Genomic DNA, 24,743 nt, shown 5'->3' on the forward strand with positions numbered 1-24,743 from the left:
ATTTTAAAAGCAATATAAAACAAAAAAGGCAAGGTCTAGCCCGCCTCTTCGATATAAAAACTTTTTACTATTTACGGCCAGATACCCAAATTCTGGTAAGATACTACACCTATGTTTAACAAAAACGCCTGAGATCTTTACAGAAATCAGGCGTTTTAATTTATAGCTGTATATCCTTATTGTATTTTATTCCTTGGATCTGCTTTTGTTTTCAGCACATAATCATGCGGAGGCTCAACACCCAGCAGATTCTTCACAAAATAATCCCAGCGGCGACGCATCATATAGGGCGAGTACGCACCATAGCCATGCGGGCTGTTAGGGAAAACTACCAGGTCATAATCTTTATTAGCTTTCTCTAAGGCTTCAACCACCAGCAGGGTATTGTATGGAGGAACGTTGTTATCCATCAACCCGTGGGCAAGTATTAGTTTACCCTTTAAGTTTTTAGCATAGTTTTGATTAGCGTGAGCAGCATAATCAGAGTTGGCTACCAAACCATCATAACGTTCGCCCCAATCATCCTCGTAGTTGCGGTTATCATGATTGCCGGATTCAGAAATGCCCACCTTAAAAAAGTCAGGATAACGGAACATCGCCGCCGCCGTAGCAAAGCCACCGCCAGAGTGCCCCCAGATACCTACTTTATTGGTATCAATAGGATATTTCTGCGATAACTGCCTGATGCCGGCTATCTGATCTGGCAAGGTATTTTCAGACATGTTACCGTAGCTCATATCATGGAAACTTTTTGAACGATGCGGGTTACTGGTGCCTTCAATCTCCACCACAATAAAACCTAATTCGGCCAATGACTGGTTATCACCTCTTGATGAAACAAACGACCAGCTGCCTACACTGCCACCCTGCGGACCAGGATATATATAATCAATAACCGGGTATTTTTTACCGGCGTCCATTTTTGTTGGTGTAAACACCAATCCGTAAACATCGGTTTTGCCATCATGTGCTTTCAGAGTAACCGGGGTAGGCGCGTGCCACCCGGTAGCAGTAAGCCTTGATACATCTGCTTTTTCCAAAGTAGAGATCAGTTTACCGTTCAGGTCACGTAATACAGTAACCGGGGCAACATCGGGTTTAGAGTAGCTATCAACAAAATAACTACCACCCGGCGATAAGGTTACGTTATGGTTGCCATCCTCGGGAGTTAATGCGGCAAAATGTTTACCATCAAAACCAACCTTGCATAGCTGGCTAAAATAAGGGTTCTCTTTTTCGCGGCCGTCGGCAATAAAGTAAATTACGCGGTTCTTTTCATCTACCTTTAGCAATTTAGTTACAACCCAGTCGCCTTTTGTAATTTGGTTTTTAACCTTGCCGGTAAGGGCGTCGTACAGGTAAAGGTGGCCCCAGTTATCGCGTTCGGAGTACCAGATAATCTCGTTTGTTTTGGCAAGGTATTTCCAGTTGATAGTTCCCTGGCCCGATTCGTATTGTGTTTTAACGGTTTCTTCAAAAACCTCTTTAACTGTACCGGTGGCTGCATCACTGATCCTGAATTTCTCATTCTTGTGATCGCGTGAGGTAGATACAAATGCAAGTTTGGAGGCATCCGCGTTCCAGTCCACATCATCAAATGTTCCGCTGCTGCTGATATCATCGCTCAGGGTAGCCCGGTGCGCATCTGGCGCTACCTGCAATGTAATCACTTTAGGATTATCCACTTCTACAATCACCCTCGTGATCATGGCAATTTCATCACCCGGCAAAGGATATTTCCATTGCTTTAAAGTTGGCTTACCCACATTGGTGGTAACCAGGTACATATCGCTCACCTTACGCTGATCCTGCTTAAAGGTGGCTATCTTCCTGGAATCTGGCGACCAGCGCAGTATCGCTGCATCTGATGATTGCCAGCCGGCATTATCCGTGGCGTAACCAAAATCCTTAATTCCATCGGCAGTCAGCTGGGTTTGATTGTTAGTTTTAACATCGCGCACCCAAAGGTTATAGTCCTTGATAAAGGCGGCACGGTTTCCATCGGGTGATAACACTTCTTCCGTCTTTCCTCTGCGGCCAGCCGGAGCTGCTGCTTTACCAGTATCCATCGCCTGCGTACAAACATCTGTTTTCAAGTCGTACTGCCAGTGCTTATCTGCGGCAAAAAACAAAAGCGTTTTACCATCTGCCGAAAAGCTAATGGTTTGAAAAGGCAGCATGTTGCCATCGTATTTATTACCAGAAACGGCAGATAGTACTTCTGCCAGTTTTTGATGGTCAAAGGCTACATCACGTGTTTTTTTAACCGGATCAACCAAAATAAATTCGCTGCCCTGGGCGGTTAAAACCCTATACCAGAACTTATCGCCCGGCAACCAGTTAGGGCGAACGTAGGCCCTGTCAACAAGCTGTTCTGTATTATAGTACAGAAAGCTTTCGGCATTTTCGTAATCCTTAGTGCTTAAAGCGCCACCCTGCTGGGCATGCACGGCCACAGCCATAGCGAACGCCGGAATGGTGAGTAAATATTTATTCATGAGTGTCAACTAATGTTTTAAAACGCAAAGTAATGCTTTTTTATGATTTGAGATTGTTTAAAGATTGTTACAAGAGCGCAATAACAGCGTTCGTGAATAAGAGGTATCAAGCAATCTTCCTAAGCAGGCCAGCCATAAAAATACGCGTGGGGTTAAACGCAAAAAATCCCGGGAGATTATCCCGGGATTTTTGGTCTAATATTTTAAAATCCTTTGTCCGAAAGTCCTTTGTCTAAAAGTCCATTCTACAAAATTACGATTTCTTAGCTTGTTGTTGATTCCTCATCATTTCTTCCATACGGGCCTGGAAACCTGATTTCTTCTTTTTGGTGTCCTCTGGTTTCTTTTTATTTTCCTGTATCTGGGCATGTATCTTTTTATCGTCAACCATAAATTTAATCAGGTATTGTTGTAAAAAGGTAAGCATGTTGGCCAAAAAGTAGTAATAATTTAAGCCTGATGGATAGCTGTTAAGGGTGAAAAGGAATATAAGCGGTGTAATGTACCCTATATATTTCATCTGTCCGGTTGCTCCAGAAATCTGGTTGTTGAAGTAGGTGTAAATCAACGTTGATATCGTCATCAGCAAACACATTAAGCTGATGTGATCAACACCACCTACAAGCGCTATAGGAGCAAATTTAATTACCGAATCATAAGTTGACAGGTCATGCATCCATAAAAAACTTTCGCCGCGCAGTTCAAACAAACTTGGGAAAAACTTAAAGAATGCGATTACAATAGGCATTTGTATCAGCAATGGTAAACAACCACCCAGGGGATTAACACCCGCTTTTTTATAAAGCTTGAGGTATTCCTGCTGTAAAAGCGTAGGATTATCTTCGCCCACTTTAGTTTTTATTTCATCCATTTCGGGCTTCAGCACACGCATTTTGGCCATTGAAAGGTATGATTTGTAGGTAAGCGGCGATAATACCAACTTAAGCACAATGGTTAAAACTAAAATGATCAGTCCGTAGTTCCAGTTAAACTGTTTCAGGAAGTTAAATACAGGCAATACAGCAAACTGGTTGATGTATTTTAATGGCCCCCAACCCAGGTTAACCAATTTGTTAAGATCGGAGCCTTGCTGTTCTAAAGTTTTATAACGATTAGGGCCAAAATAAAATACTAACGGAACACTGCCGTCTGATGAACGTACCAGCGTCAAATCGGCTTTCATCTGCTTAACGTCAGTAGTATCGGCAACGTCAGTTACTACGCCAAAGCTCGATTTACTGATACCGTTTTTAGCAATTAATGCATTGGAGAAAAAGTGTTGCTTAAAAGCAACCCAGGTCATCTTTTTATCACTTACTTCTTTTGAATCGTCTTTATTTTCATTAAGCCAATCAACAGTATTTTCGGTATTGTAGTAATACACTGTCGAATACTGGCGCTCCTGCTTCATATCCTTTTCCTGTTTGTGCAGGCTGGCTGCCCAGTTAAGGTTAAGGCTGCTGCTATTGGCTATAACACCATCAAGTCCGGTAGGTTTAATAGTCAGGCCTAATTTAAAGCCAGTACCTTTTAAACTGTATATATAATCAATATACTGTGTTGGGCTATAGCTTAAACGCAGGGTAATTGATGCCGAATCTTTTTCGGCAACTTTTAAATCAGCTGCGCTGGGGTTGAAATAGTATTCGTCGGTATTTATTTTTTTATCCCCAACATTAAAGTTCAAACCAAAATGATCTTTATCACCACTGAAAAGTACGAGTGGCTTTTTATCAAAGGTTTTATAGTTCTTTAATTCAACCGAAGCTACTTTACCACCTTTTGTGCTCAGTTTAACTAATAATTCCTGGTTTTCAATAGTGATCAGTTTCTCGCTGCCCACTGATGCTGCTCCGAAAGGGCTTTTTAACGTGGCAGAATCCGCAACAGTTTTAACAGCAGCTTTTGCTGTATCAAATTTCGCGGTTACGGGGGTATTTACCTTACCCAGTAACCCCTTTTTTAAAGAATCCTGATGTTGAAAAAGGGCATCTTTTTTCAATTGGGCTTCACTCGGCTTTAAAAAATAAACAGAGCCGGCTATGATAGCCATAATCAGGAATAATCCTGTGAAAGTATTTTTATCCATTATATTGTATCGTACAATTACTTATTTCTTACGGGCATAAGCCAGTGAAGCGGCGACAAAGTTAATAAAAAGTGGGTGTGGATTTGCAACTGTTGATTTTAATTCGGGATGAAATTGCGAGCCTACAAAAAACGGGTGATTTTTAAGTTCTACAATTTCAACCAGGCCGTTTTCCGGATTAATACCTGATGGTATCATGCCAGCTGTTTCATACTGTTTAAGATACTCATTATTAAACTCATAACGATGGCGATGCCTTTCTGATATATGATTTTTACCATATATAACCGCTGCTTTAGTTCCCTTTTTAATATCACATGGATAAGCGCCTAAACGCATAGTGCCACCTTTGTTTGTGATGTTTTTTTGATCTTCCATCATCCCTATAACCGGAAATTCCGTTTCAGGGTTCATTTCTGTACTGCTTGCCTTATCAAGCCCTAAAACGTTACGGCCAAATTCAACAACGGCACATTGCATACCTAAACAAATACCGAAGAAAGGAATATTGTTTTCGCGTACGTACCGGATAGCCTGAATTTTACCCTCAAAACCACGCTCGCCAAAGCCCGGAGCAACCAGCACGCCATGCATGCCTTTTAGCCTTTCAATAGCATTCTCTGGTGTTAATGTTTCTGATGGAATATATTCAACCCTTACTTTACACTCCATTTTGGCACCTGCATGTATAAAGGCTTCTGTAATAGATTTATAAGCATCGGGCAGCTCTACATATTTACCTACCAGCGCAATGCGTACATCGGCAGTTGGGTTTTTTAAGCGGCCCAGGAAATCTTTCCAGCTATCAAGATTGGGTTCGTTTTTGTGCGATAATTTTAGTTTGGTAAGCACTGTTTTGTCAAGCTGCTCTTTCAGCATCAATAATGGCACATCATAAATAGTTGATGCATCAATTGATTCAATAACCGCATTAATGTTCACATTACAGAACAGGGCAATTTTTTTGCGGATATCGGCATTAAGGTGGTGCTCTGTACGGCAAACCAAAATATCTGGCTGAATACCGTATTCTAAAAGCATTTTTACCGAGTGCTGTGTCGGTTTGGTTTTCAATTCACCTGCAGCTGCAAGGAAAGGAACCAATGTAAGGTGAATTACCAATGAGTTACCAGAACCTGTTTCCCACCTAAACTGACGTACAGCTTCAATATAAGGTAATGATTCAATGTCACCTACGGTACCACCTAATTCGGTGATCACAATATCATATTCGCCACTCTCGCCCAATATGCGGAAGTTGCGTTTAATTTCGTCAGTAATGTGAGGAACTACCTGTACGGTTTTACCTAAAAATGCTCCCTCACGCTCTTTATTGATCACATTTTGGTAAATGCGACCGGTAGTAATGTTATTTGCTTTGGATGTTGGGGTATTTAAAAAACGTTCGTAATGACCAAGGTCCAGATCTGTTTCGGCACCATCCTCGGTCACATAGCATTCACCATGCTCATATGGGTTAAGTGTTCCCGGATCGATATTGATATAGGGATCAAATTTTTGGATAGTGACACGATAACCGCGCGATTGAAGTAGTTTGGCTAATGAAGCGGAGATAATACCTTTTCCTAACGACGAGGTAACGCCACCCGTAACAAAAATATATTTAGTCATGATTTTTTTGAAAAATGGCTGCGGTTTTATGCCGAAACCAAATGTTTGTGTACGGGATACAAAAGTAAGAAAATTTTCAGGCTTTGCTTTACATGTTGAGAAAAAATGGGCCGTAAAAAGCTCCCCACCTATTCTTAGGATTGCAACATACTTTAAATGAGATACTTACAAATAGTCAACAAACAAAAATGACAAAAACCTACACGTTTTCCTTTTGTCGGCTGTACTTTGCAATTTTACGGTGAAGCTCATTTGGGTTAAAGGGTTTACTCACATAATCATTCATCCCAACAGTAAATGCCATATCCTGAATATCAAGCATGGCTGATGCTGTGAGCGCTATAATTGGCAAATCCCTGTATTTTTCGCCGGGAAGCTCGCGTATGGCCGTTGTAGTTTGGTAGCCATCCATCTCTGGCATTTGAAGATCCATCAAAACCATACCGTAATCATGGGTTTGCACCAGCATTAAAGCTATTTCGCCATTTTCGGCAACATCACATTCAACGTCCCATTGTTTCATAAAATGTTTAGCCAGTATTACGTTTATCTGGTTGTCTTCGGCAATAAGCAATTTGGTGCCCTTAAGGCTCTTTAAACTGTAAAACTCGTCGCTATCCGAAGTGCTGCTCAATTGTTTTTTACTATTTTTAAACACCAGACTGAACTTAAAAACAGATCCCTTACCAAATTCGCTAATAACTGTAATTTCGCTGCCCAACAATTGCAAAAGGCGCTTTGTAATAGTAAGCCCCAGCCCGGTACCTCCATATTTGCGGGTAGTATCAGTACTTGCCTGGCTAAAACTTTCAAAAATATGCTCAATCTTATCGGGCATAATACCTATCCCGGTATCGGTTATTTCAAAATCAATGGTTGAATTATCCTCGTCGCGGCAAGCCAAAGTTGCGGTAACAGTTACCTTTCCCTGGTGTGTAAATTTAACAGCATTACTTATCAGGTTAGTTAATATCTGCCCCAAACGCACCGGATCGCCAATAATTGCATTGGGCAGGTCCTGATCCATCATCAATTTTATCGGGATATTTTTTTCGCTGGCCTTTTGAAGCAAGGCCAGCCTGATATTTTTTGTAAGATCGGTAATGCTGAAATCAACTTGTTCAAACTCCACCTTACCTGCCTCTATTTTACTAAAATCCAGGATATCATTAATGAGTACCAGCAGGTTTTCTGCCGAAAATTTAAGGAAACCTAAAAATTCCCTTTGCTCGGGTTTCGGGTCCTGGTGAATAAGCAAATGAGTAAAGCCAATCACCGCGTTCATCGGTGTGCGTATCTCATGGCTCATGATAGATAAAAATTGCGCTTTGGCCATGGCAGCCTTCTCAGCAAATTCTTTGGAAGTTATGAGGGCAACCTCCAGTTCCTTGGCTTTTGTTATCCGCTCCTGCAAAAAGCTTATAATATGAATAAGATCATCGTCAGAATCGGAAAGTTTCAGTTCAACATCCGGGTTGAGCGCTTTAATAGCCTCTTTTAATTGCGAAATAGATCGCTGTTTGATCTCATTTTGCTCCTTCAGGTTATCGGTGACCGAAAGGTATTCGCGTTCGCTGATATTGAACGCGTGATCGGCCAGTTTTATTGATTTATCAAAGTTGTTAAAACTCGTATTTATGGCATTCAAAAACTGTACAACAGCATCATCCTCCGGGTATTGTGCAGGAAGCAGTTTTTTGATTTGTTTATTTAGCAGTTGGTGATAATCCATAACTATTTCTCTGTAAAGGTAGTAATGGTCATGGTTTGGTTATGTAGCTCGCAGTTTGAACCTTTGTTCAAAGGCGAAAGCTCCCCATAGGAGTAAAAGCCGGCAATAATGGTATTGTCTCCAAATATATCTTTGGCTGCTGTCAGTTCTTCTTCGGTACGTTCATTGAGCACCAGTTTGCGCCCCACGCAGCTTACCATGATAGCAAGTTCGGTTTCGGTCGAACTATCAATAGCGTCTGTTGCCGCTGCCGATGACGCGTTGATTAATTTTGTAAAATTGGCTTTCATAAGGCGCACCTTGCTGCCTTCGGGTAAGTTACCGGCAAAAGTCATTGATTTTTCATCATCGTTAACACTCAAAATGGTACGCACCAGCTTTTTATCCGAACCATTAATACTTAACGATAAGGGAAATAACAATGCCGAACCGGGAAGTTCTTTAGCATACTCGCCTAAATATTCCTTATATAAATCAAGGGCATTTTTGTGATCAATCTCAAACAACACATTTTTATCAGATTTAGTAATCGTGCGCTGCGGGCCAAATTCTTCCCAACCACCATTTGAGCCGTGATTAACCAACAAACTATCACCGTAAAAACCAACTGCTATAACGTTGCCCTGCGCAGGCACCTCGTTTAATCCAGTATAGGTACTGGCAAACCTGGCTGCATCGCCGGCAAGCCCACCAGTAACAGGCACCTTACCCGGATTGTCATCATTAAAACCTACAACCAGTTCACTGCCGTTAATATAAGTGCCATCAGATATAATGAAAACGCAATTCAGATGCTCTTTATCAAGCTGCGACATAAGGTACTTGCCTGTTTCATAGCTATTGGCATGTTTACTTATATGTGTAGCGGTTGCAACTACAGCAGATTTTTCAAATTCAATGACTGTTGCAACTATACTATCGTCATACACTTCGCTGCCCATGATCTCGCCTGAGGTTGATGAGAAAACAATGTTGGCTATTGGGTAATTTATTTTGAGATAATTATGAATTTCTGGTACTATAATTAACTGGGGAGCACCAAAAACAAATACCAACTGGCTCTTTTCGGCATTAAAACCGGGAGCTGCAAAATAGCTGGTCCAGCCATTGCTTGTAAAATGAAGCTGACTTATGCGCATAACTATAACAGTTTATTATTTAAGGCTAGGTGAATGTAATAAATTAAAAAGCAATTAATTTACCGCAAAGCAAATAAATTACACGTTTGTTGTTAGTGTAAAATTCTTTAATTATTGATAGGTATTTTTATTGTAATAGTTTAAACAGAGCACTTTACCTGTTTTAATAAATCAATAATTATCAAAAATTATCTATTAACTTTATTACGAAATTTATTTAATAAGGTTTAATTTTTATGCTTTTTGCAAATTAGCATAACCCGGCATATGAAAAAACTATTTCAAGCCCCGGCTTATTTAGCCAGAATTAAGCAGAAATTAACGACCAAAAGTTTATGGGGATGTTAATTTTATAAATGCAGCGGGAGTTTTTCCAAATCAGCAGGCACATCTACCGAATGTGTTTCCAGTTCGGTTTCGGCCACTTTAATACGGTATCCGTTCTCAATCCAGCGCAGCTGTTCCAGGCTTTCGGCTTTTTCCAGGCCAGATACAGGGAGTTTAGTGATCTGCTGCAGCACATCTGCGCGATAGCCGTAAATGCCAATATGTTTAAAATAAGTGTGGCATTTTAGCCAGTTATTAGGCTCACAGGCACGAATATGAGGTAACGTGGCCCGTGAAAAATATATTGCTTCGGATAATTTATTGATGATTACTTTGGGCGAGTTGTAGTTAAAGAGTTCTTCGTTTGTAACGATCTTTTTTATCAGCGTGGCTATCTGTGTATCGGCATCCGCAAAACAAGCAGCCAGTTTGGCAATTTGCTCGGGGTTGATATAAGGTTCATCACCCTGGATATTAATGATCACATCATATTCGGGATGCAGGCGGGCTACTTCGGCGCAACGGTCGGTTCCGCTCTGGTGATCATCAGCCGTCATTACAGCCACACCGCCAAAGGCCTGCACATGATCAAATATCCGGTCATCATCTGTTGCAACGATAGCCTCGGCCACGTCATCACATTTTTTAACCTGCTCATATACCCGCCGAATCATGCTTTTACCGGCGATATCAACCAATGGCTTACCCGGGAAACGGGAAGATGCATAACGGGCGGGAATGATACCTAATATTTTCATTTTTAGTGGCAGCTATTTAAGTTGTAATTGACGGATCAAAGATAATTAGTTTACACTTTATTATATTATCCATAACACACAACAGACAACCCGTACCCCGAATCCATGTTAAAACAAACCATTAATCTCGCGCTCAATCAATTGCACAATAGTAGCCATGTCTTCTGTATTATTAGCAAAGTCAAGGTTATCCTTATCAAGGATGAGTAGTTTACCCAGCTTATAGTTTTTTATCCATTTTTCGTACTTCTCGTTCAGTTTAGATAAGTAATCTAAACGAATACCGCTTTCATACTCCCGTCCCCGGCGCTGAATATTGCTTACCAGCGTGGGTACTGATGCTTTGAGGTAAACCAGCAAATCGGGCGGTTTAATAAACTCGGTTATGTTATCAAATATGGATTCGTAGTTTTCGTAATCGCGGGTGGTCATTAACCCCATATCATGCAGGTTTTCTGCAAAAATATAGGCATCCTCATAAATGGTGCGATCCTGCAAAATATTACGCCCGCTTTTTTGAATATCGATGATCTGGCGGTAACGGCTGTTCAGGAAATAGATCTGCAGGTTAAAGCTCCAGCGTTTCATATCGCTATAAAAATCTTCCAGGTAAGGATTATTATCTACGGCTTCAAAAAGTGGTTCCCAACCATAATTATGGGCCAGCATTTCAGTTAAGGTGGTTTTACCGGCGCCTATATTTCCTACAATAGCTATGTGCATGCTTATTTTATTTGTTTTGTCTGAACCGTAATTTGTCGAATTTACAGAATTACTTGAATTTTTAAAGGTCCGAAACTTTATTATTTCAACTTTTAAATGTTAAAAAAAGCCCTGAAAGGGCTCCTGTTATAAATTCCGAAAATTCTTTAATTCTTTTAATTCGGGTTCAAACGTTTTTTAAAATTTCTTAAACCCTATGATTTCCCTTACTTCTCTAATCGTTTTAGAAGCGCTTTCGCGAGCCTTATCGGCTCCTAACTGGGCTACTTTACGCAAGTATTCGGCATCACCGGCAATGGCATTAATCCTATCCCTGATTGGTGCTGTGGCAATGATCATATCCTCGGCCAGTTGTTTTTTCAGGTCGCCGTAGCGGATATTCATCGTGTTGTATAAATTATCAAAATGAGCCAATGTATCTGCCGATGAAACAACTTTCATCAGGTCGAACAGGTTTTGGATCTCCTGGGGTTTGGTTTGATTTTCTGTTGTTGGGCCGGCATCAGTAACCGCGCGCATTACTTTCTTTTTAATGGCTTCCGGGGTATCACCAAGAAAAATGGCATTGCCCTCCCCTTCTGATTTACCCATTTTACCTTTTCCATCAAGCCCCGGAATTTTCACCAGGTTACTGCTATAATTAAAGGCATAAGGCTCGGGAAAATAATCGTGGTTATATAGCCTGTTAAAACGATTACCAAAGGTACGGGCCATTTCCAGGTGTTGTTCCTGATCTTTCCCTACGGGTACCTTGGTAGCTTTATGGATGAGAATATCAGCAGCCATTAACACCGGGTAAGTAAGCAAACCGGCATTCACGTTTTCGGGACTGGCACGTACTTTATCTTTAAATGAAGTGCTGCGCTCCAACTCGCCCAAATAGGCGTTCATATTCAGATAAAGGTATAGTTCGGCAACCTCGGGCACATCTGATTGTGCGTAAATGGTGGCTTTTTCGGGATCGATACCCGCGGCAAGATACTCCACCAAAACCTGTTTTACATTACTATGCAAATCGGCAGGTGTAGGGTGTGTGGTTAACGAATGCAGATCGGCAATAAAAAAATAACAGTTAAATTCATCCTGCATTTTTATAAAGTTCTGCAATGCCCCGTAATAATTTCCTAAGTGTAAATTTCCGGTTGAACGGATGCCACTAACAACAGTTTCCATAATGGGCGAAAGTAAGGAATTTTTCTATTTTTGATGACGATGAAAATGATATTGAAAAAAGTACACCGCTTTTTATATGTGATTAGTGTAGCTTTATCCTACTTTTTATTTTGGCCTTTTTTTTATTATTGTTCTAAAAATCCGTCGCGTTACCATACCCTCAATAAACTGCGCGGGGCCTGGGGTTTCATCAGCTCGGCAATGGTAGGTATATTTTATAAATTCCAATATGAGCAACCTATTGATTGGAGCAAAACCTATATTATTTGTCCCAATCATACATCAAACCTGGATATATCGGCGATGTGTATCCTGGTGAAAAATGACTCCTCTTTTTTGGGTAAACAGGAATTGGAAGAGGGCCTGGTAACCGGTCTGTTCTTTCGCACCGTTGATATCCCGGTTAACAGAGAAAGCAAAATGTCATCCTTCAGGGCATTTAAAAAAGCTGCCGAAAAATTACAGAATGGCATATCATTGGTGATATTTCCCGAAGGAATGATAGCAGACAATTATCCACCCCAATTGGGCGAATTTAAGAATGGTCCTTTCCGGCTCGCTATCGAAAATAAAATACCCATAATACCGGTAAGCTCATTAAACACCTGGAAAATATTATGGGATACAGGCACCCAATATGGCAGCAGACCGGGCATTTGCAATTTTTATATTCATACACCCATCGATACATCAAACCTAACCATAGCCGATGCCGATACCCTGCGCCATAAAGTTTATGCCATTATGCGGGATAAACTGGAACACTCAAATTAGTTAGCGATGTTTAACGTGTACAAAAACGAGTATTTTTTTTACATTTGGTGAACATGAAATTAACACTGAAAAGGATACATACCAATTTTTACAGGTATAGCATCGCTTTCTTTTTTACACTATGCTACCCGGCATTATACTTATTAAGGCAACAAAAAAGCTGGTATAAATACATTAACCAGGTAAGGCGGCTCATTATATTTTTAAGCTCAAGCATATCAGGTATTTTTTATAGCGCCAGTTTTGAAGAACCGGTAGACTGGAAAAAAACTTATGTAATTTGTGGTAATCACACCTCAAATCTTGATGTATCTGCTGTAAGTACCATCATGAAAAATAATATCTGCTTTATGGGTAAGGAAGAATTATTAACCAACTATGTGCTTGGCTATTTCTTTCGTACTATTGATATTACTGTTAACCGGGAAAGCAAAATGTCATCCTTCAGGGCGTTTAAAGCAGCGGCCGAGCGGATAAAAAGCGGGGTAAGCGTGGTTATTTTCCCCGAAGCTACTATTCCGAAAGATTACCCGCCCGAATTAAATTCGTTTAAGAACGGCCCCTTTCGCCTGGCTATTGAAATGAAGGTGCCTATTTTGCCAATTAGCTCGGTAGATACCTGGGAGGTACTTTGGGATACAGGTAAAGAACTTGGCAGCAGACCAGGAATTTGTAATATATTTGTACATAAACCCATCGAAACAGCCCATTTAACATTGGACGATGCCGATGCGCTGCGTGATGAAGTTCACGCTATTATTAAAATGAAACTACAAACTGCATGAACATAGATAAAGAAACAGTTGAAAAGGTTGCCCATCTGGCCCGTTTAGAACTCAGCGAAACTGAAAAAAAGGACATGATTAAGGATATGAGCAAAATTCTTGATTTTATGGCCAAACTTAACGAGCTTGATACAACCGGAGTTGAGCCTCTTATATATATGACCGACGGAGCAAATATTTTACGGGAAGATGTGGTGAAACAAACTATTACGCACGAAGAAGCCTTAAAAAACGCACCTAAACACGACGAGGATTATTTTTTGGTGGCAAAGGTGATTGAGAAATAGATAAAGGACTTTGGAACAAGGATAAAGGACATTTTAATTTTTAATTTTGAATTACACCTTTGTAACAAATCCTACCCTCTTGTTGTCCAAATAAAAAAACATTCATGGAGCCATTAAACGAGAAGCCTTTAATTACCATAAACGAGATCGGACGTAAATACGTTATAGGTACCGAAGTAATACACGCCCTTAAATCTGTTTCGTTAACTATTAATAAAGGTGAATTTGTGGCTTTGATGGGCCCCTCTGGTTCGGGTAAATCTACGCTGATGAATATTTTGGGTTGTTTAGATACGCCAACCAAAGGTGAGTACATATTAAATGGCATAAACGTAAGCCATATGACGGATAATGAACTGGCCGAAGTACGTAACTCCGAGATTGGCTTTGTTTTCCAGACGTTTAACTTATTACCCCGTAATACCGCCCTTGATAATGTTGCGTTACCCCTCATTTATGCAGGCATTAACAAAGAGAAACGCACAGAGCGTGCTACCAACGCGCTAAAAAACGTTGGCTTAGGAAACCGTATAGATCACAAACCTAATGAGCTTTCGGGCGGTCAGCGCCAGCGTGTTGCTGTAGCCCGCGCGTTGATTAACAACCCTTCTATCATCCTGGCCGATGAGCCTACCGGTAACCTTGACACCAAAACTTCCATCGAAATTATGGGGTTGATAGAGGATATTCACGCCAAAGGCAATACCATTATATTAGTAACCCACGAAGAGGACATTGCCCTTCACGCCCATCGTATAGTACGTATGCGCGATGGCTTGATTGAAAAAGATTACCAAAACCCAGAAATACATACGGTTAGCAGGCGGGTTGAGGAGGTGTAAATTTCACTAATTATTATCTTACCGGCACTACTGTAGAGACGCATAATTGCGTCTCCCTCAGGACATTCAGGATTTGCAAGGTCGATTTGCTTGTGGAATTTGCATGCGAGAGACTATGCGTCTCTACATAACAAAATCAACTGATAATCAATAACTTAAAACCAATATTTTTTTCATAAGGCACTCTTAATGACGTTTGTGTTTCGATATAGGTAGGCCTGTCAGTCTGAGCCTGTCGAAGACTCGCGCGGAGAGGCTTTTGCCCACTATGCTTCGACGGGGCTCAGCATGACAGGCCTTTTAACAACATCATTTCCCCATCAGATGCCAAACGGATTTTTAAACTCATATGACGAGCTTTTTTCCTCCTAAAAAATAAAAAAACACTAAAATAGTTAGCAAACTTGTATTACATTTGAAATATGTATGCAATTGTTGATATTGAGACTACCGGGGGGCATGCCAGCGCTAATGGCATCACAGAAATTGCTATATGCATACATGATGGCAAAAAGGTTATCAAGCGGTTTGAGACCCTTGTAAACCCTCACCGGGAAATCCCTATCTATATCAGCGCTTTAACAGGCATCACCAATGAGATGGTGCAAAATGCTCCACCTTTTGAAGATGTGGCTGCCGATGTATACCATCTTATCCACGGCAAAATATTTGTTGCCCACAATGTTAATTTCGATTATTCTTTTGTACGCTATCATTTAGCTGCTGCCGGGTATGATTTGCAGTGTAATAAACTATGTACGGTACGCCTCGGGCGTAAAATACTACCGGGACTTCCCTCTTATAGTTTAGGGCGATTATGTAAACACCTGGGTATTGATAATGAAAGCCGCCACCGTGCAGCCGGAGACGCCGAAGCCACTTCGGAGTTGTTTACACTGCTCTTGAAAAGTGATACCGACGGGTATATTAAACAGGCCCTTAAACAAAACTCCAAGGAACAGGTATTGCCTGCAAACTTGCCTAAAAAAGATGTGGAAGCGTTACCGTTTTCGCCGGGGGTATATTACTTTCATGATCAAAAGGGCAAAGTTATTTATGTAGGTAAAGCCAAAAACCTAAAGAAACGCGTAAGCAGTCATTTCACCGGTAATAACCCGGGTTTACAGCGACAGGAGTTTTTGCGCAACATTTACCAGGTAAGCCACCAGGTTTGCGGCACCGAGCTGATTGCTTTTGTGCTGGAGGCCATTGAGATAAAACGCCTGTGGCCAAAATACAACCGGTCATTAAAGCGCTTTGAAAACGCTTATTGTTTATATGCTTTTGAAGATCAGCGTGGTTATATCCGTTTAGCTGTTGACAAGCGCCGAAAATTTAGCGATGTGATCTATACCTGCAATTCATTGCTGGATGGCTACAACCTGCTTAACAAGCTTATAGAAACCTTTGGCTTATGCCCTAAACTTTGCTTTATCCAAACCAACAATAACCCTTGTACAGGTGCTGCAGGAACCGAATGCGCCTGCGAGGGAGTTGAAAGCGTTGATGATTATAACCTTAAGGTAAACAACGCCATTGATGAACTAAAACGTGCGTTACCCACTTATGCCATCCGAGATGAAGGCCGTACAGGTGATGAGCATAGCTGCATTTTGGTAGAGAAAGGCCAGTTTTACGGTATGGGTTATATATCCCATTATTTTGATGCGGATAATATACAGCAATTGAAAAATCACCTCACCCCCTATCCTGGGAATGATTATATTAAGAATATTGTATCCAGCTATGCTACCCGGTACCCCGATAGGATGGTGGTGTTTGCATAAGCGCAGAGATAACTTACGAAGTTTTAAAAACTTCGTAAGTTTGATTAACAAACTTTTCAAATCTTACATGTGAAGATCAACCCTGATACCTGTTACCATTTGTACAACCGAGGCAACAACAAAGAGCTTGTCTTTTTTGAAAATGAAAACTACATCTACTTTCTTGATCAATTCAAAAAGCACGTCCTTCCTTTTGTTGAAGTTTACGCCTACTGTTTAATGCCAAACCACTTTCACTTTTTTATCAAAGTAATTGATAAAGACCTTTTTGAAAAGGGAATTAAAAACTTCTTTATTTCATATTCAAAAGCGATAAACAAAAAATACAATCGGGTTGGGAGTTTATTTCAAGGAAGATATAAGGTATCTGAAGTTACTTCTAATAGTTACTTTACCAAAATCATAATTTATATTCATCAAAACCCTATAGTGGCTAAGCTTGAAAAAAACTTGGGGAGTTATAAATATTCGTCGTATCCTGCCTACTTATCAAGTAAAGAAACTGTAATTAGCAAACAAGAAGTCTTAGATTGGTTTAGTGGATTAGATAGCTTTATTGATCACCATAAAACAATTGTAAATGACGAAGAAATACGTAAGTACTTGTGATTTTTCAGACTCATGAAACCACCTAAAAACTTACGAAGTTTTAAAAACTTCGTAAGTTATCTCTCTTCCAGGCAACTATATGCCCTGAAGAGTTTTTATATCAGACGCTCACAATAATTATAATACCTCCCAAGCGTCTTCATACTTGATACTTGATACTAACTACTTGATACTCCCTTAAATTATCCCCAAAGTTAATTTTATTAACACAATAAAGATTTTGATTGGTTATAAGCTATAACATTTACCAACAAAAACTTTAAATAATGAATAGCATTAATCAACAACAGCCGGAAGATAATTATAAGGATCTCGGCGGACCGGAAGCCATTGCCAAAATCAAAGAATTAGTCGGCAGCGCCAAAAGTTGCTTCTTTTTAACCAATATAAAAACGGGCCTGCCGGTATCAATTCGGCCAATGTCGGTACAAACAGTAGATGAAGAGGGTAACCTTTGGTTCCTGAGTGCTAACGATAGCCATAAGGACGGCGAGATAGCGAAAGACCCTATGGTACACCTGCTTTTCCAGGGATCGGCACACTCAGATTTCCTGAATATTTATGGGATTGCAGAAGTAAGCCAGGATAAACAAAAGATAAAGGAGCTTTGGGAACCCTTATTGAAAGTTTGGTTTACCGAAGGTGAAAGTGACCCGCGCATCTCTGTAATTAAGGTTGAGCCAACCCAAGGTTATTATTGGGATAATAAACATGGGAATGCCATTGCCTTTGTAAAAATGATAGCCGGCGCGGCCATCGGCCAAACACTCGATGATTCCATCGAAGGAAAAATAACAATATAGCTATCTCTTCAAATAGGAAAACCACGCTGGTTTATATACTGCGTGGCTTTCTTATTTCAGGGGCATTCCGGTGGCCCCCCATAAGCCGGCTACTTCAGATACTTATCATACCACTCTATATAACGCTGCAGCCTATCCACCTGGTAACTTGGCACTGTTATACCATGAAATTGGCCCGGGTAAAGTACCATCTGCGTAGGCACCCCCTGCGATTTCAGCGCCTGGTACATTTGCTCGCCGCCGCCTGTGGGTACGTTAAAATCTTTTAAGCCCGACATAAACTGTGTAGGCGTTTTTATCTTATCTGCATGAAAAAACGGGTACGATAGCTTGATATACTTCTCGGGGTTTTTCCATGGAAAACCCAACTCATTATCATATTGTATCACCCATTGATCGCTGCCATAAATGGCCAGTTGCAACGCGCTGCCCGCCCCGCTTGATGCTGCTTTAAAACGGCTATCCGTTGCTATGGTATAATCGGTAAGGATACCGCCGTAGCTCCAGCCACCTATGCCCAGGTGATCTTTATCGGCAACGCCTGTTTTCACCAGTTCGTCAACCGCTCCCAACAGATCCTGTACTTCTTTATTACCCCAATCGGCATAAATGGCTTTGGTATACTCAAGCCCTCGCCCGGTACTGCCGCGATAATTAACCGCTGCAACCGCGTAACCTGCCGAGGCCAGCGTTTGCCTGATCATATCAAACTCAAATTCGTCCTGATCTGTAGGGCCGCCGTGTATGTACAGGATAAAAGGCAACTTTTTGTTTACCATACTATCCGGTGTATATAATATGCCCGATACGAGCGTACCATCACTACTAAAAGACTGAAAACCTTTTACGTGCGCAAGCTTAACGGTATTTAACCACTTATCCTGGTGAAAAGTAAGCCGGCGAATCTTGCCGTTCTCAATAGCTACCAGTTCATGCGGCATATAAGGGGTGGTCATTTTGGCTATCCAAACACCGGGCGAATGCCCTATCAAACTTTCAAAACTACACTCGGCACCTTTATAAACCGTTGTTGATTTGCGGAGGAGCAGGTTATATTGAGCAACATAACGAATACGATCATTGCTTACCAGGTAAACGATGTTCTTGCTATCCCGGCTCCAGGCGTGGTTACTTACCGGGCGGTCAAGTGCTTCGGTAAGTATTTTGTTGTTTTTACCGTCGACATCCATGATACATAAAACATCATGCTGGTAAATGTAATAATTAGCATCACTGGTTGATCGCAAATAAGCGATGTGTTTACCATCCGGGCTCCAGAGCGGAGCAATATCATGCCCGGTAAATGTGGTAAGCTGTTTTATCTCACCATCGTCCTTAGCCTCAACCGTAAAAATATCCAGGTTTTCATTCCTATCTGGATCCGCAGTATGGTTACTCACAAACGCAATTGCTTTACCATCCGGACTCCATACCGGCGACTCATCATCCCTATCGCCCGTTGTTAATGTATCCAATTTCTTTGTATCAATACTATACAGGTACAAATGCGTGTGCAAATGCTGCAGGTAACCATTAATATCCTGTTTAAAGTGGTATCGATCTATCTTTATAGGAGGAATGGTTTTGGGCTCCTTACCTGCATTTTCGGGATCTTTAATTACCAGCACCAGTTTCTTACTATCAGGCGACCACGCATAATCTTCCAGGTCTCCTTTTTTTATATCTGTTAGCTTATGTCCTTCGCCTCCCCTTCGGTCCATCAGCCAAACCTGGCCCCCGTTTTTGGAATCCCGCTCAGATAAGAAGGAAAGGAATTTACCGTCCGGCGTCCATTTAGGCGAAGAAGCCGCTTCGTCGCCATAGGTACCCTGGATGGATTGCTTGCCATCAAAACTCTGCATCCACAGGTGCGATACCCGGCTATCCTTGGCTGTATCAACCTCTGATAAACTATAAGCCAGCCATTTGCCATCGGGTGATAACTGCGGATCAGATAGTGTGGGGATATTATTGATGTCGGATGGTTTTAAGGGGCGTTTAGTGGTTTGAGCTGAAAGGTTTTTGAAAGCCAATACAGCGAAAACGATATATATAAATTTATTCATGACGAACTAAATCAATTGAGTTATTGTGAATTCCCTTATCCAGGCTGATTACTACTTCTTCAAATATTTATCAAACCACACCACATACCTTTGCAACCTGTCAACCTGGTAGCTCGGTTTGCTGATACCGTGAAAGGAGTTTGGATAAAGTATCAATTCTGTTGGGATCCCCTGCGATTTTAGGGCCTGGTACATTTGTTCGCTGCCGATGGTTGGCACGTTGAAATCCTTCAACCCGGACATGTACAGTACCGGTGTTTTTATTTTATCAGCATGAAAGAACGGGTACGATAACTGGATCCATTTATCGGCGTTTTTCCATGGCACGCCCAATTCACTTTCATATTGCAGTACATATTGATCGCTGCCATAAACAGACAATTGTAATGCGCTACCCGCGCCACTGGCAGCGGCTTTGAAACGGGTATCTGATGCTATGGTGTAATTGGTAAGGATACCGCCGTAGCTCCAACCGCCTATGCCCAAATGATCGGGATCAGCTATGCCCAGCTTCTCCAGCTTATCAACAGCGCCCAGCAAATCTTTTACTTCCTTATTACCCCAATCTGCATAAATAGCTTTACAATAATCCAGCCCACGACCATTACTGCCGCGGTAATTTACAGCAGCCACCGCATAACCGGCACCGGCTAATACCTGCCTGGTGGCATCAAAAGTAAATTCGTCCTGGCCAACAGGGCCGCCATGAATAAATAATATCAGCGGTAGCTTTTTCGCATTGCTATCGGGAGTTAATATAATACCAGAAACTTCTGTACCATCAACACTTGTTGACTCAAAGCCTTCTACATGAGCAAGATTAACCGTATTTAACCATGCCTGCTGATGAAATGTAAGCCGGCGCAGTTTACCGCTTTCTAAAGCAAATAATTCGGCTGGCGTATAGGGGTCGCTTTTTTGTACTACCCAGTTGCCAATGGCATTTGTACCAATATCGGTAATGCCATATTCACCTTTATTTACAGTCGCGATTTTTCCATTGTTTACGTTTACGCTGGCTACGTAACGCTCCCGGTCGTCCACAACTAAAAATGAAATACTTTTACTATCCTTAGCCCAAACCTGGTTAGCAACCGGGCGGTCGAGCTGCTGGGTTAGTACTTTTTTGTTTGAACCCACAATATCCATAGTGCACAATACATTCTGATCATACATCATATAATCAGCATCGCTGGTTGATCGCAGGTAGGAGATCAGCTTACCATCCGGGCTCCATTGTGGATTTCTGTCGGGTCCTTTCCAGGTAGTTACCTGCAATATACTGGCATTAGGCCGCGCATCTATCGTAAAAATATCGCTGTTCTCATTTCTATCAGGATCGGTACTGCGATTACTTACAAAGGCAATTGTTTTGCTGTCAGGCGACCATACCGGTGATTCCTCGTCCTTATCACCCTTTGTAAGTGTATCCAGTTTTTTGGTGACCATATCAAGCAGGTATAAATGCTGATGCAGGTGCTGCAGGTAACCTTCCACATCCTGCTTAAAGTGGAAACGATCAAGTACTATCGGCTTGGGTGTTTTGGGTTCTTCCTTACCCTTATTTGCAGGATCGCCAATTACAATTACCAATTTTTTACTATCTGGCGACCATTCATAATCGCCCAGGTCGCCTTTAATATCTGTGAGTTTAACACCCTCCCCACCCCTGCGGTCGATCAGCCAAATCTGCGATCCATTCTTTGAGTCGCGCGATGAAAGAAACGATAAATATTTTCCATCCGGCGACCATTTTGGCGATGAAGCAGCTTCGCCCCCGTGTGTTAATTCAATAGATTCTTTACCATCCCAGCTTTGCATCCACAGGTGCGCTACACGTTTATCTTTTGCTGTATCAACTTCAGATACGGTATAGGCCACCCATTTACCATCCGGCGAAAGCTGCGGATCACTTACCGTAGGTATGCGGCTGATATCTGCAGGCTTTAACCGGGTCTTTACCTCCTGGGCCAATGCATAAAAAGAAACAGTAAATGCAATAATGGAAAGTATGGTTCTTTTCATAGATGAATACAATAAATAAAGTCTGTAATTTAACAATTAGTAGCAGAATCTGCAGGAATTAAACCCCGATGCCGGAAATATTACAAAAGATAAACCGGATTTACATAGTCCAATTCTCACAAACTATTTTCCGTCTGATTAACCATTCACTTAATTATTTGGAAAGATAAAATTTAATTACTTACTTTGTTATTCAAAGTACTTTTAAATAAATAAACAATGAAAGTTAAATTGATATTACCAGCCTTAACAGAAGCAGAGAGCCCATTTTGGCGGCCAATAAAATATTCATTGTTTCCTCCCCTGGGTTTGGCAACCCTTGCGGCTTATCTTTCGCCCGATGATGAAATAGACCTGCAGGATCAGCACGTTGAAAAACTCAACCTGGATGATAACCCCGACCTGGTGGTTATCCAGGTGTATATAACCAATGCTTACCGCGCCTATAAAATTGCCGATCATTACCGGGCCAAGGGTGCCTATGTAATTTTAGGGGGCTTGCACGTTACATCTTTACCTATGGAGGCCGCCCCGCATGCTGATAGTATTTTTACAGGGCCGGGAGAAGACACTTTTCCGCAATTTTTATTGGATTTTAAAAACCATCGCCCTCAAAAAATTTACAATTCCACTATCCGCACGCTCGAAAAAGTTCCGCCCATACGCCGTGACCTCATCAAGAGACACCTTTACCTTGTGCCTAATTCCATTGTGGTAACAAGGGGTTGCCCCCACCATTGCAGCTTTTGTTATAAGGATGCATTTTTTGAAGGAGGCCGTACTTTCTACACACAGGAAGTAGATGATGCTTTGGCCGAAATTGACAGACTCCCCGGCAGGCACCTGTATTTTTTGGATGACCATCTGTTAGGTAATGCTAAATTCTCGGGCGCTCTTTTTGATGGGATGAAAGGTATGAACCGCGTTTTCCAGGGAGCCGCAACTGTTGATTCCATACTAAGAGGCAACCTGGTAGAAAAAGCTGCAGAAGCAGGCCTGAGAAGTTTATTTGTAGGATTTGAAACGTTTTCGCCCCAAAATCTAAAACAAAGTAATAAAAAGCAAAATCTTGAAAAAGACTATGTAAAGGCTGTAAACAGGCTGCATGATTTGGGAATAATGATAAACGGAAGTTTTGTTTTCGGCCTGGACGATGATGACAAAGATGTTTTTAAAAGAACGGTTGACTGGGGCGTGAAACATTCAATTACTACATCAACCTATCATGTTTTAACGCCATACCCAGGTACCGAGCTTTTTAAAAGTATGGAACGCCAGGGAAGAATACTCACCAAAAACTGGGACCTTTATGATACACGTAAAGTTGTTTACCAAACCATCAACCTAAGCGCTCAGGAACTGGAAGACGGCTACTGGTGGGCCTACAAAGAGTTTTACAAGTGGACCAATATATTCAAGGCCAGTATGCAGCATGAATCCAATCTGCATAAATTAAAACATTTATTTTATTCGGGAGGATGGAAAAAGTTTGAACCTGTATGGAATTTCCTGATCAAAACAAAAAGCCTCAACAACACCCTCCCGGCTCTGGAAACTGTGCTTTCAAAAATAAATTTCAATAAAAGTGCAAATAAACCATTGGATAGCATGGAGTTACCGGTGCCCGCCTTTTTACCAGAAAGTTAACTTATGGCAGTCAATTTCAATAATTAATTTAATTAACTGCTCATCAAATTATATTACTCCCGCCTTCTCCAACTCCGCCTGCATTTGTTGTTGCATACTTTTGGCTTCGGCACGCGCCGCTTCGGCAAAATCTTTACCGTTACTGGCGTAAATAATAGAGCGCGACGCGTTAACTATAAGGCCACAATCTTTGGTGATACCATATTTACACACTTCCTCAAGGCTTCCGCCTTGCGCTCCTACCCCGGGTACCAGCAGGAAATTATCCGGGGCATACTTGCGAATATTGGTAAACTCGGTGCTTTTTGTAGCTCCTACCACGTACATGATCCTATCGGCACCCGCCCAGGTATTGGCTTTTTGAATCACGGTTTCGTACAAATAACCATCGCCGGTTTGCAGGTATTGAAAATCTTTACTGCCAACCGATGACGTAAGAGCCAATATGATGATCCATTTGCCTTCATAGGCCAGGTAAGGAGTTACGCTATCATTACCCATATAAGGTGTAATAGTAATGGCATCAAAGCTCATCCCGGATGCATTTTCATCAAAAAAGGCTTTGGCATATTTATCGGAAGTATTACCGATATCGCCCCTTTTGGCATCTATTATATTTAAGGTATCGGCAGGCAGGTATTTCCAGGTATCAATAAGGCTTTGCAAGCCTTTAATACCACGTGCCTCGTAAAACGCCGCGTTAGGTTTGTAGGATACGCACAGATCCTTAGTAGCATCAATAATACGTTTGTTGAATTCCAGTATAGGATCCGGATACTCCTTTAAAAACTCTGGAATTTTATCAATATCTGTATCAAGACCTACACATAAAAAGGATTTCTTTTGCTTTATTTGCTCAATTAGCTGCTCGCGGGATACCATCTGACGGGGTGTTTAAATATTCTGATTGTCAAAAAAACTAAAAATTTAGCTTAAACATTGTAATGGATCAGATATTTATTTAATTAATTTGAAATTAAAAAATAATTGTTTACAATTGCATCGTTTTCCTTTGAATTTTTCTTGCACTAAAGAAACAATTTAAAA

At 41.3% G+C, this 24,743-nt stretch carries 19 protein-coding genes; 8 read left to right on the forward strand and 11 right to left on the reverse strand.

The features are described from left to right. Window positions 1-176: 176 nt before the first annotated feature. The 8 genes from Q0R88_RS04825 to trpS all read right to left on the reverse strand — a co-directional run bounded on the left by Q0R88_RS04825 (window position 177) and on the right by trpS (window position 12,071). Window positions 177-2,498: a DPP IV N-terminal domain-containing protein gene (locus Q0R88_RS04825; protein WP_295713045.1), complete on the reverse strand. Its 2,322-nt coding sequence runs from the start codon at window positions 2,496-2,498 to the stop codon at window positions 177-179. A gap of 253 nt (window positions 2,499-2,751) precedes the next feature. Continuing rightward, complete coding sequence (yidC, locus tag Q0R88_RS04830; protein ID WP_295713048.1) at window positions 2,752-4,587, reverse strand: membrane protein insertase YidC; 1,836 nt, start codon at window positions 4,585-4,587, stop codon at window positions 2,752-2,754. Window positions 4,588-4,608: 21 nt separating this feature from the next. Next, a complete protein-coding gene (locus Q0R88_RS04835; protein ID WP_295713050.1) occupies window positions 4,609-6,219 on the reverse strand; it encodes a CTP synthase in 1,611 nt (536 codons plus the stop codon). Window positions 6,220-6,418: 199 nt separating this feature from the next. Next, window positions 6,419-7,951 carry an ATP-binding protein gene (locus Q0R88_RS04840; RefSeq protein WP_295713053.1) on the reverse strand — a complete coding sequence of 511 codons (1,533 nt, stop codon included), beginning with the start codon at window positions 7,949-7,951 and terminating at the stop codon, window positions 6,419-6,421. A gap of 2 nt (window positions 7,952-7,953) precedes the next feature. Then, a complete protein-coding gene (locus tag Q0R88_RS04845; RefSeq protein ID WP_295713056.1) occupies window positions 7,954-9,090 on the reverse strand; it encodes an FIST N-terminal domain-containing protein in 1,137 nt (378 codons plus the stop codon). Between the two features lie 350 nt (window positions 9,091-9,440). Further along, complete coding sequence (gene kdsB, locus Q0R88_RS04850; protein WP_295713058.1) at window positions 9,441-10,175, reverse strand: 3-deoxy-manno-octulosonate cytidylyltransferase; 735 nt, start codon at window positions 10,173-10,175, stop codon at window positions 9,441-9,443. A gap of 108 nt (window positions 10,176-10,283) precedes the next feature. Next, window positions 10,284-10,898, reverse strand: a complete 615-nt coding sequence (locus Q0R88_RS04855; protein WP_295713061.1) for a deoxynucleoside kinase — start codon at window positions 10,896-10,898, stop codon at window positions 10,284-10,286. Window positions 10,899-11,075: 177 nt separating this feature from the next. Beyond that, on the reverse strand, window positions 11,076-12,071 hold the full coding sequence (gene trpS, locus Q0R88_RS04860) for a tryptophan--tRNA ligase (RefSeq protein ID WP_295713063.1): 996 nt from the start codon (window positions 12,069-12,071) through the stop codon (window positions 11,076-11,078). Window positions 12,072-12,110: 39 nt separating this feature from the next. Here trpS and Q0R88_RS04865 point away from each other — a divergent pair, with 39 nt between their 5' ends. From Q0R88_RS04865 to Q0R88_RS04895, 7 genes are all read left to right on the forward strand, one after another. Next, complete coding sequence (locus Q0R88_RS04865) at window positions 12,111-12,845, forward strand: lysophospholipid acyltransferase family protein (RefSeq protein WP_295713066.1); 735 nt, start codon at window positions 12,111-12,113, stop codon at window positions 12,843-12,845. A gap of 53 nt (window positions 12,846-12,898) precedes the next feature. Beyond that, on the forward strand, window positions 12,899-13,630 hold the full coding sequence (locus Q0R88_RS04870) for a lysophospholipid acyltransferase family protein (RefSeq protein WP_295713069.1): 732 nt from the start codon (window positions 12,899-12,901) through the stop codon (window positions 13,628-13,630). Beyond that, window positions 13,627-13,917 carry an Asp-tRNA(Asn)/Glu-tRNA(Gln) amidotransferase subunit GatC gene (gene gatC / locus Q0R88_RS04875; protein WP_295713072.1) on the forward strand — a complete coding sequence of 97 codons (291 nt, stop codon included), beginning with the start codon at window positions 13,627-13,629 and terminating at the stop codon, window positions 13,915-13,917. Before Q0R88_RS04870 ends, gatC begins: the two co-directional genes overlap by 4 nt. Before the next feature lie 104 nt (window positions 13,918-14,021). After that, the gene (locus Q0R88_RS04880; protein ID WP_295713075.1) at window positions 14,022-14,759 is read left to right on the forward strand and encodes an ABC transporter ATP-binding protein; all 738 of its coding nucleotides are present in this window, start codon (window positions 14,022-14,024) and stop codon (window positions 14,757-14,759) included. 422 nt (window positions 14,760-15,181) lie between these two features. Continuing rightward, a complete protein-coding gene (locus Q0R88_RS04885; RefSeq protein ID WP_295713078.1) occupies window positions 15,182-16,546 on the forward strand; it encodes an exonuclease domain-containing protein in 1,365 nt (454 codons plus the stop codon). A 69-nt stretch (window positions 16,547-16,615) separates the two neighbouring features. Continuing rightward, on the forward strand, window positions 16,616-17,155 hold the full coding sequence (locus tag Q0R88_RS04890) for a transposase (RefSeq protein WP_295713082.1): 540 nt from the start codon (window positions 16,616-16,618) through the stop codon (window positions 17,153-17,155). Between the two features lie 266 nt (window positions 17,156-17,421). Then, window positions 17,422-17,958 carry a pyridoxamine 5'-phosphate oxidase family protein gene (locus Q0R88_RS04895; protein WP_295713085.1) on the forward strand — a complete coding sequence of 179 codons (537 nt, stop codon included), beginning with the start codon at window positions 17,422-17,424 and terminating at the stop codon, window positions 17,956-17,958. A gap of 89 nt (window positions 17,959-18,047) precedes the next feature. Here the strand turns inward: Q0R88_RS04895 and Q0R88_RS04900 are convergent, their stop codons facing one another. Together Q0R88_RS04900 and Q0R88_RS04905 are read right to left on the reverse strand one after the other, a co-directional pair. Beyond that, window positions 18,048-20,024, reverse strand: coding sequence for a S9 family peptidase (locus Q0R88_RS04900; RefSeq protein WP_295713089.1), 1,977 nt, complete (start codon window positions 20,022-20,024; stop codon window positions 18,048-18,050). Window positions 20,025-20,075: 51 nt separating this feature from the next. Then, window positions 20,076-22,049 (reverse strand): S9 family peptidase, encoded by a 1,974-nt coding sequence (locus Q0R88_RS04905; RefSeq protein WP_295713093.1) that lies wholly within the window; start codon window positions 22,047-22,049, stop codon window positions 20,076-20,078. 219 nt (window positions 22,050-22,268) lie between these two features. On the opposite strand from Q0R88_RS04905, the gene Q0R88_RS04910 reads away from it, so the two are divergent. Next, the gene (locus tag Q0R88_RS04910; protein WP_295713097.1) at window positions 22,269-23,696 is read left to right on the forward strand and encodes a radical SAM protein; all 1,428 of its coding nucleotides are present in this window, start codon (window positions 22,269-22,271) and stop codon (window positions 23,694-23,696) included. A 48-nt stretch (window positions 23,697-23,744) separates the two neighbouring features. Here the strand turns inward: Q0R88_RS04910 and pyrF are convergent, their stop codons facing one another. After that, window positions 23,745-24,578 carry an orotidine-5'-phosphate decarboxylase gene (pyrF, locus tag Q0R88_RS04915; RefSeq protein WP_295713099.1) on the reverse strand — a complete coding sequence of 278 codons (834 nt, stop codon included), beginning with the start codon at window positions 24,576-24,578 and terminating at the stop codon, window positions 23,745-23,747. Window positions 24,579-24,743 lie beyond the last annotated feature (165 nt).

It is taken from the genome of Mucilaginibacter sp., assembly GCF_025362475.1.
In the GTDB taxonomy this organism is placed as follows: domain Bacteria; phylum Bacteroidota; class Bacteroidia; order Sphingobacteriales; family Sphingobacteriaceae; genus Mucilaginibacter.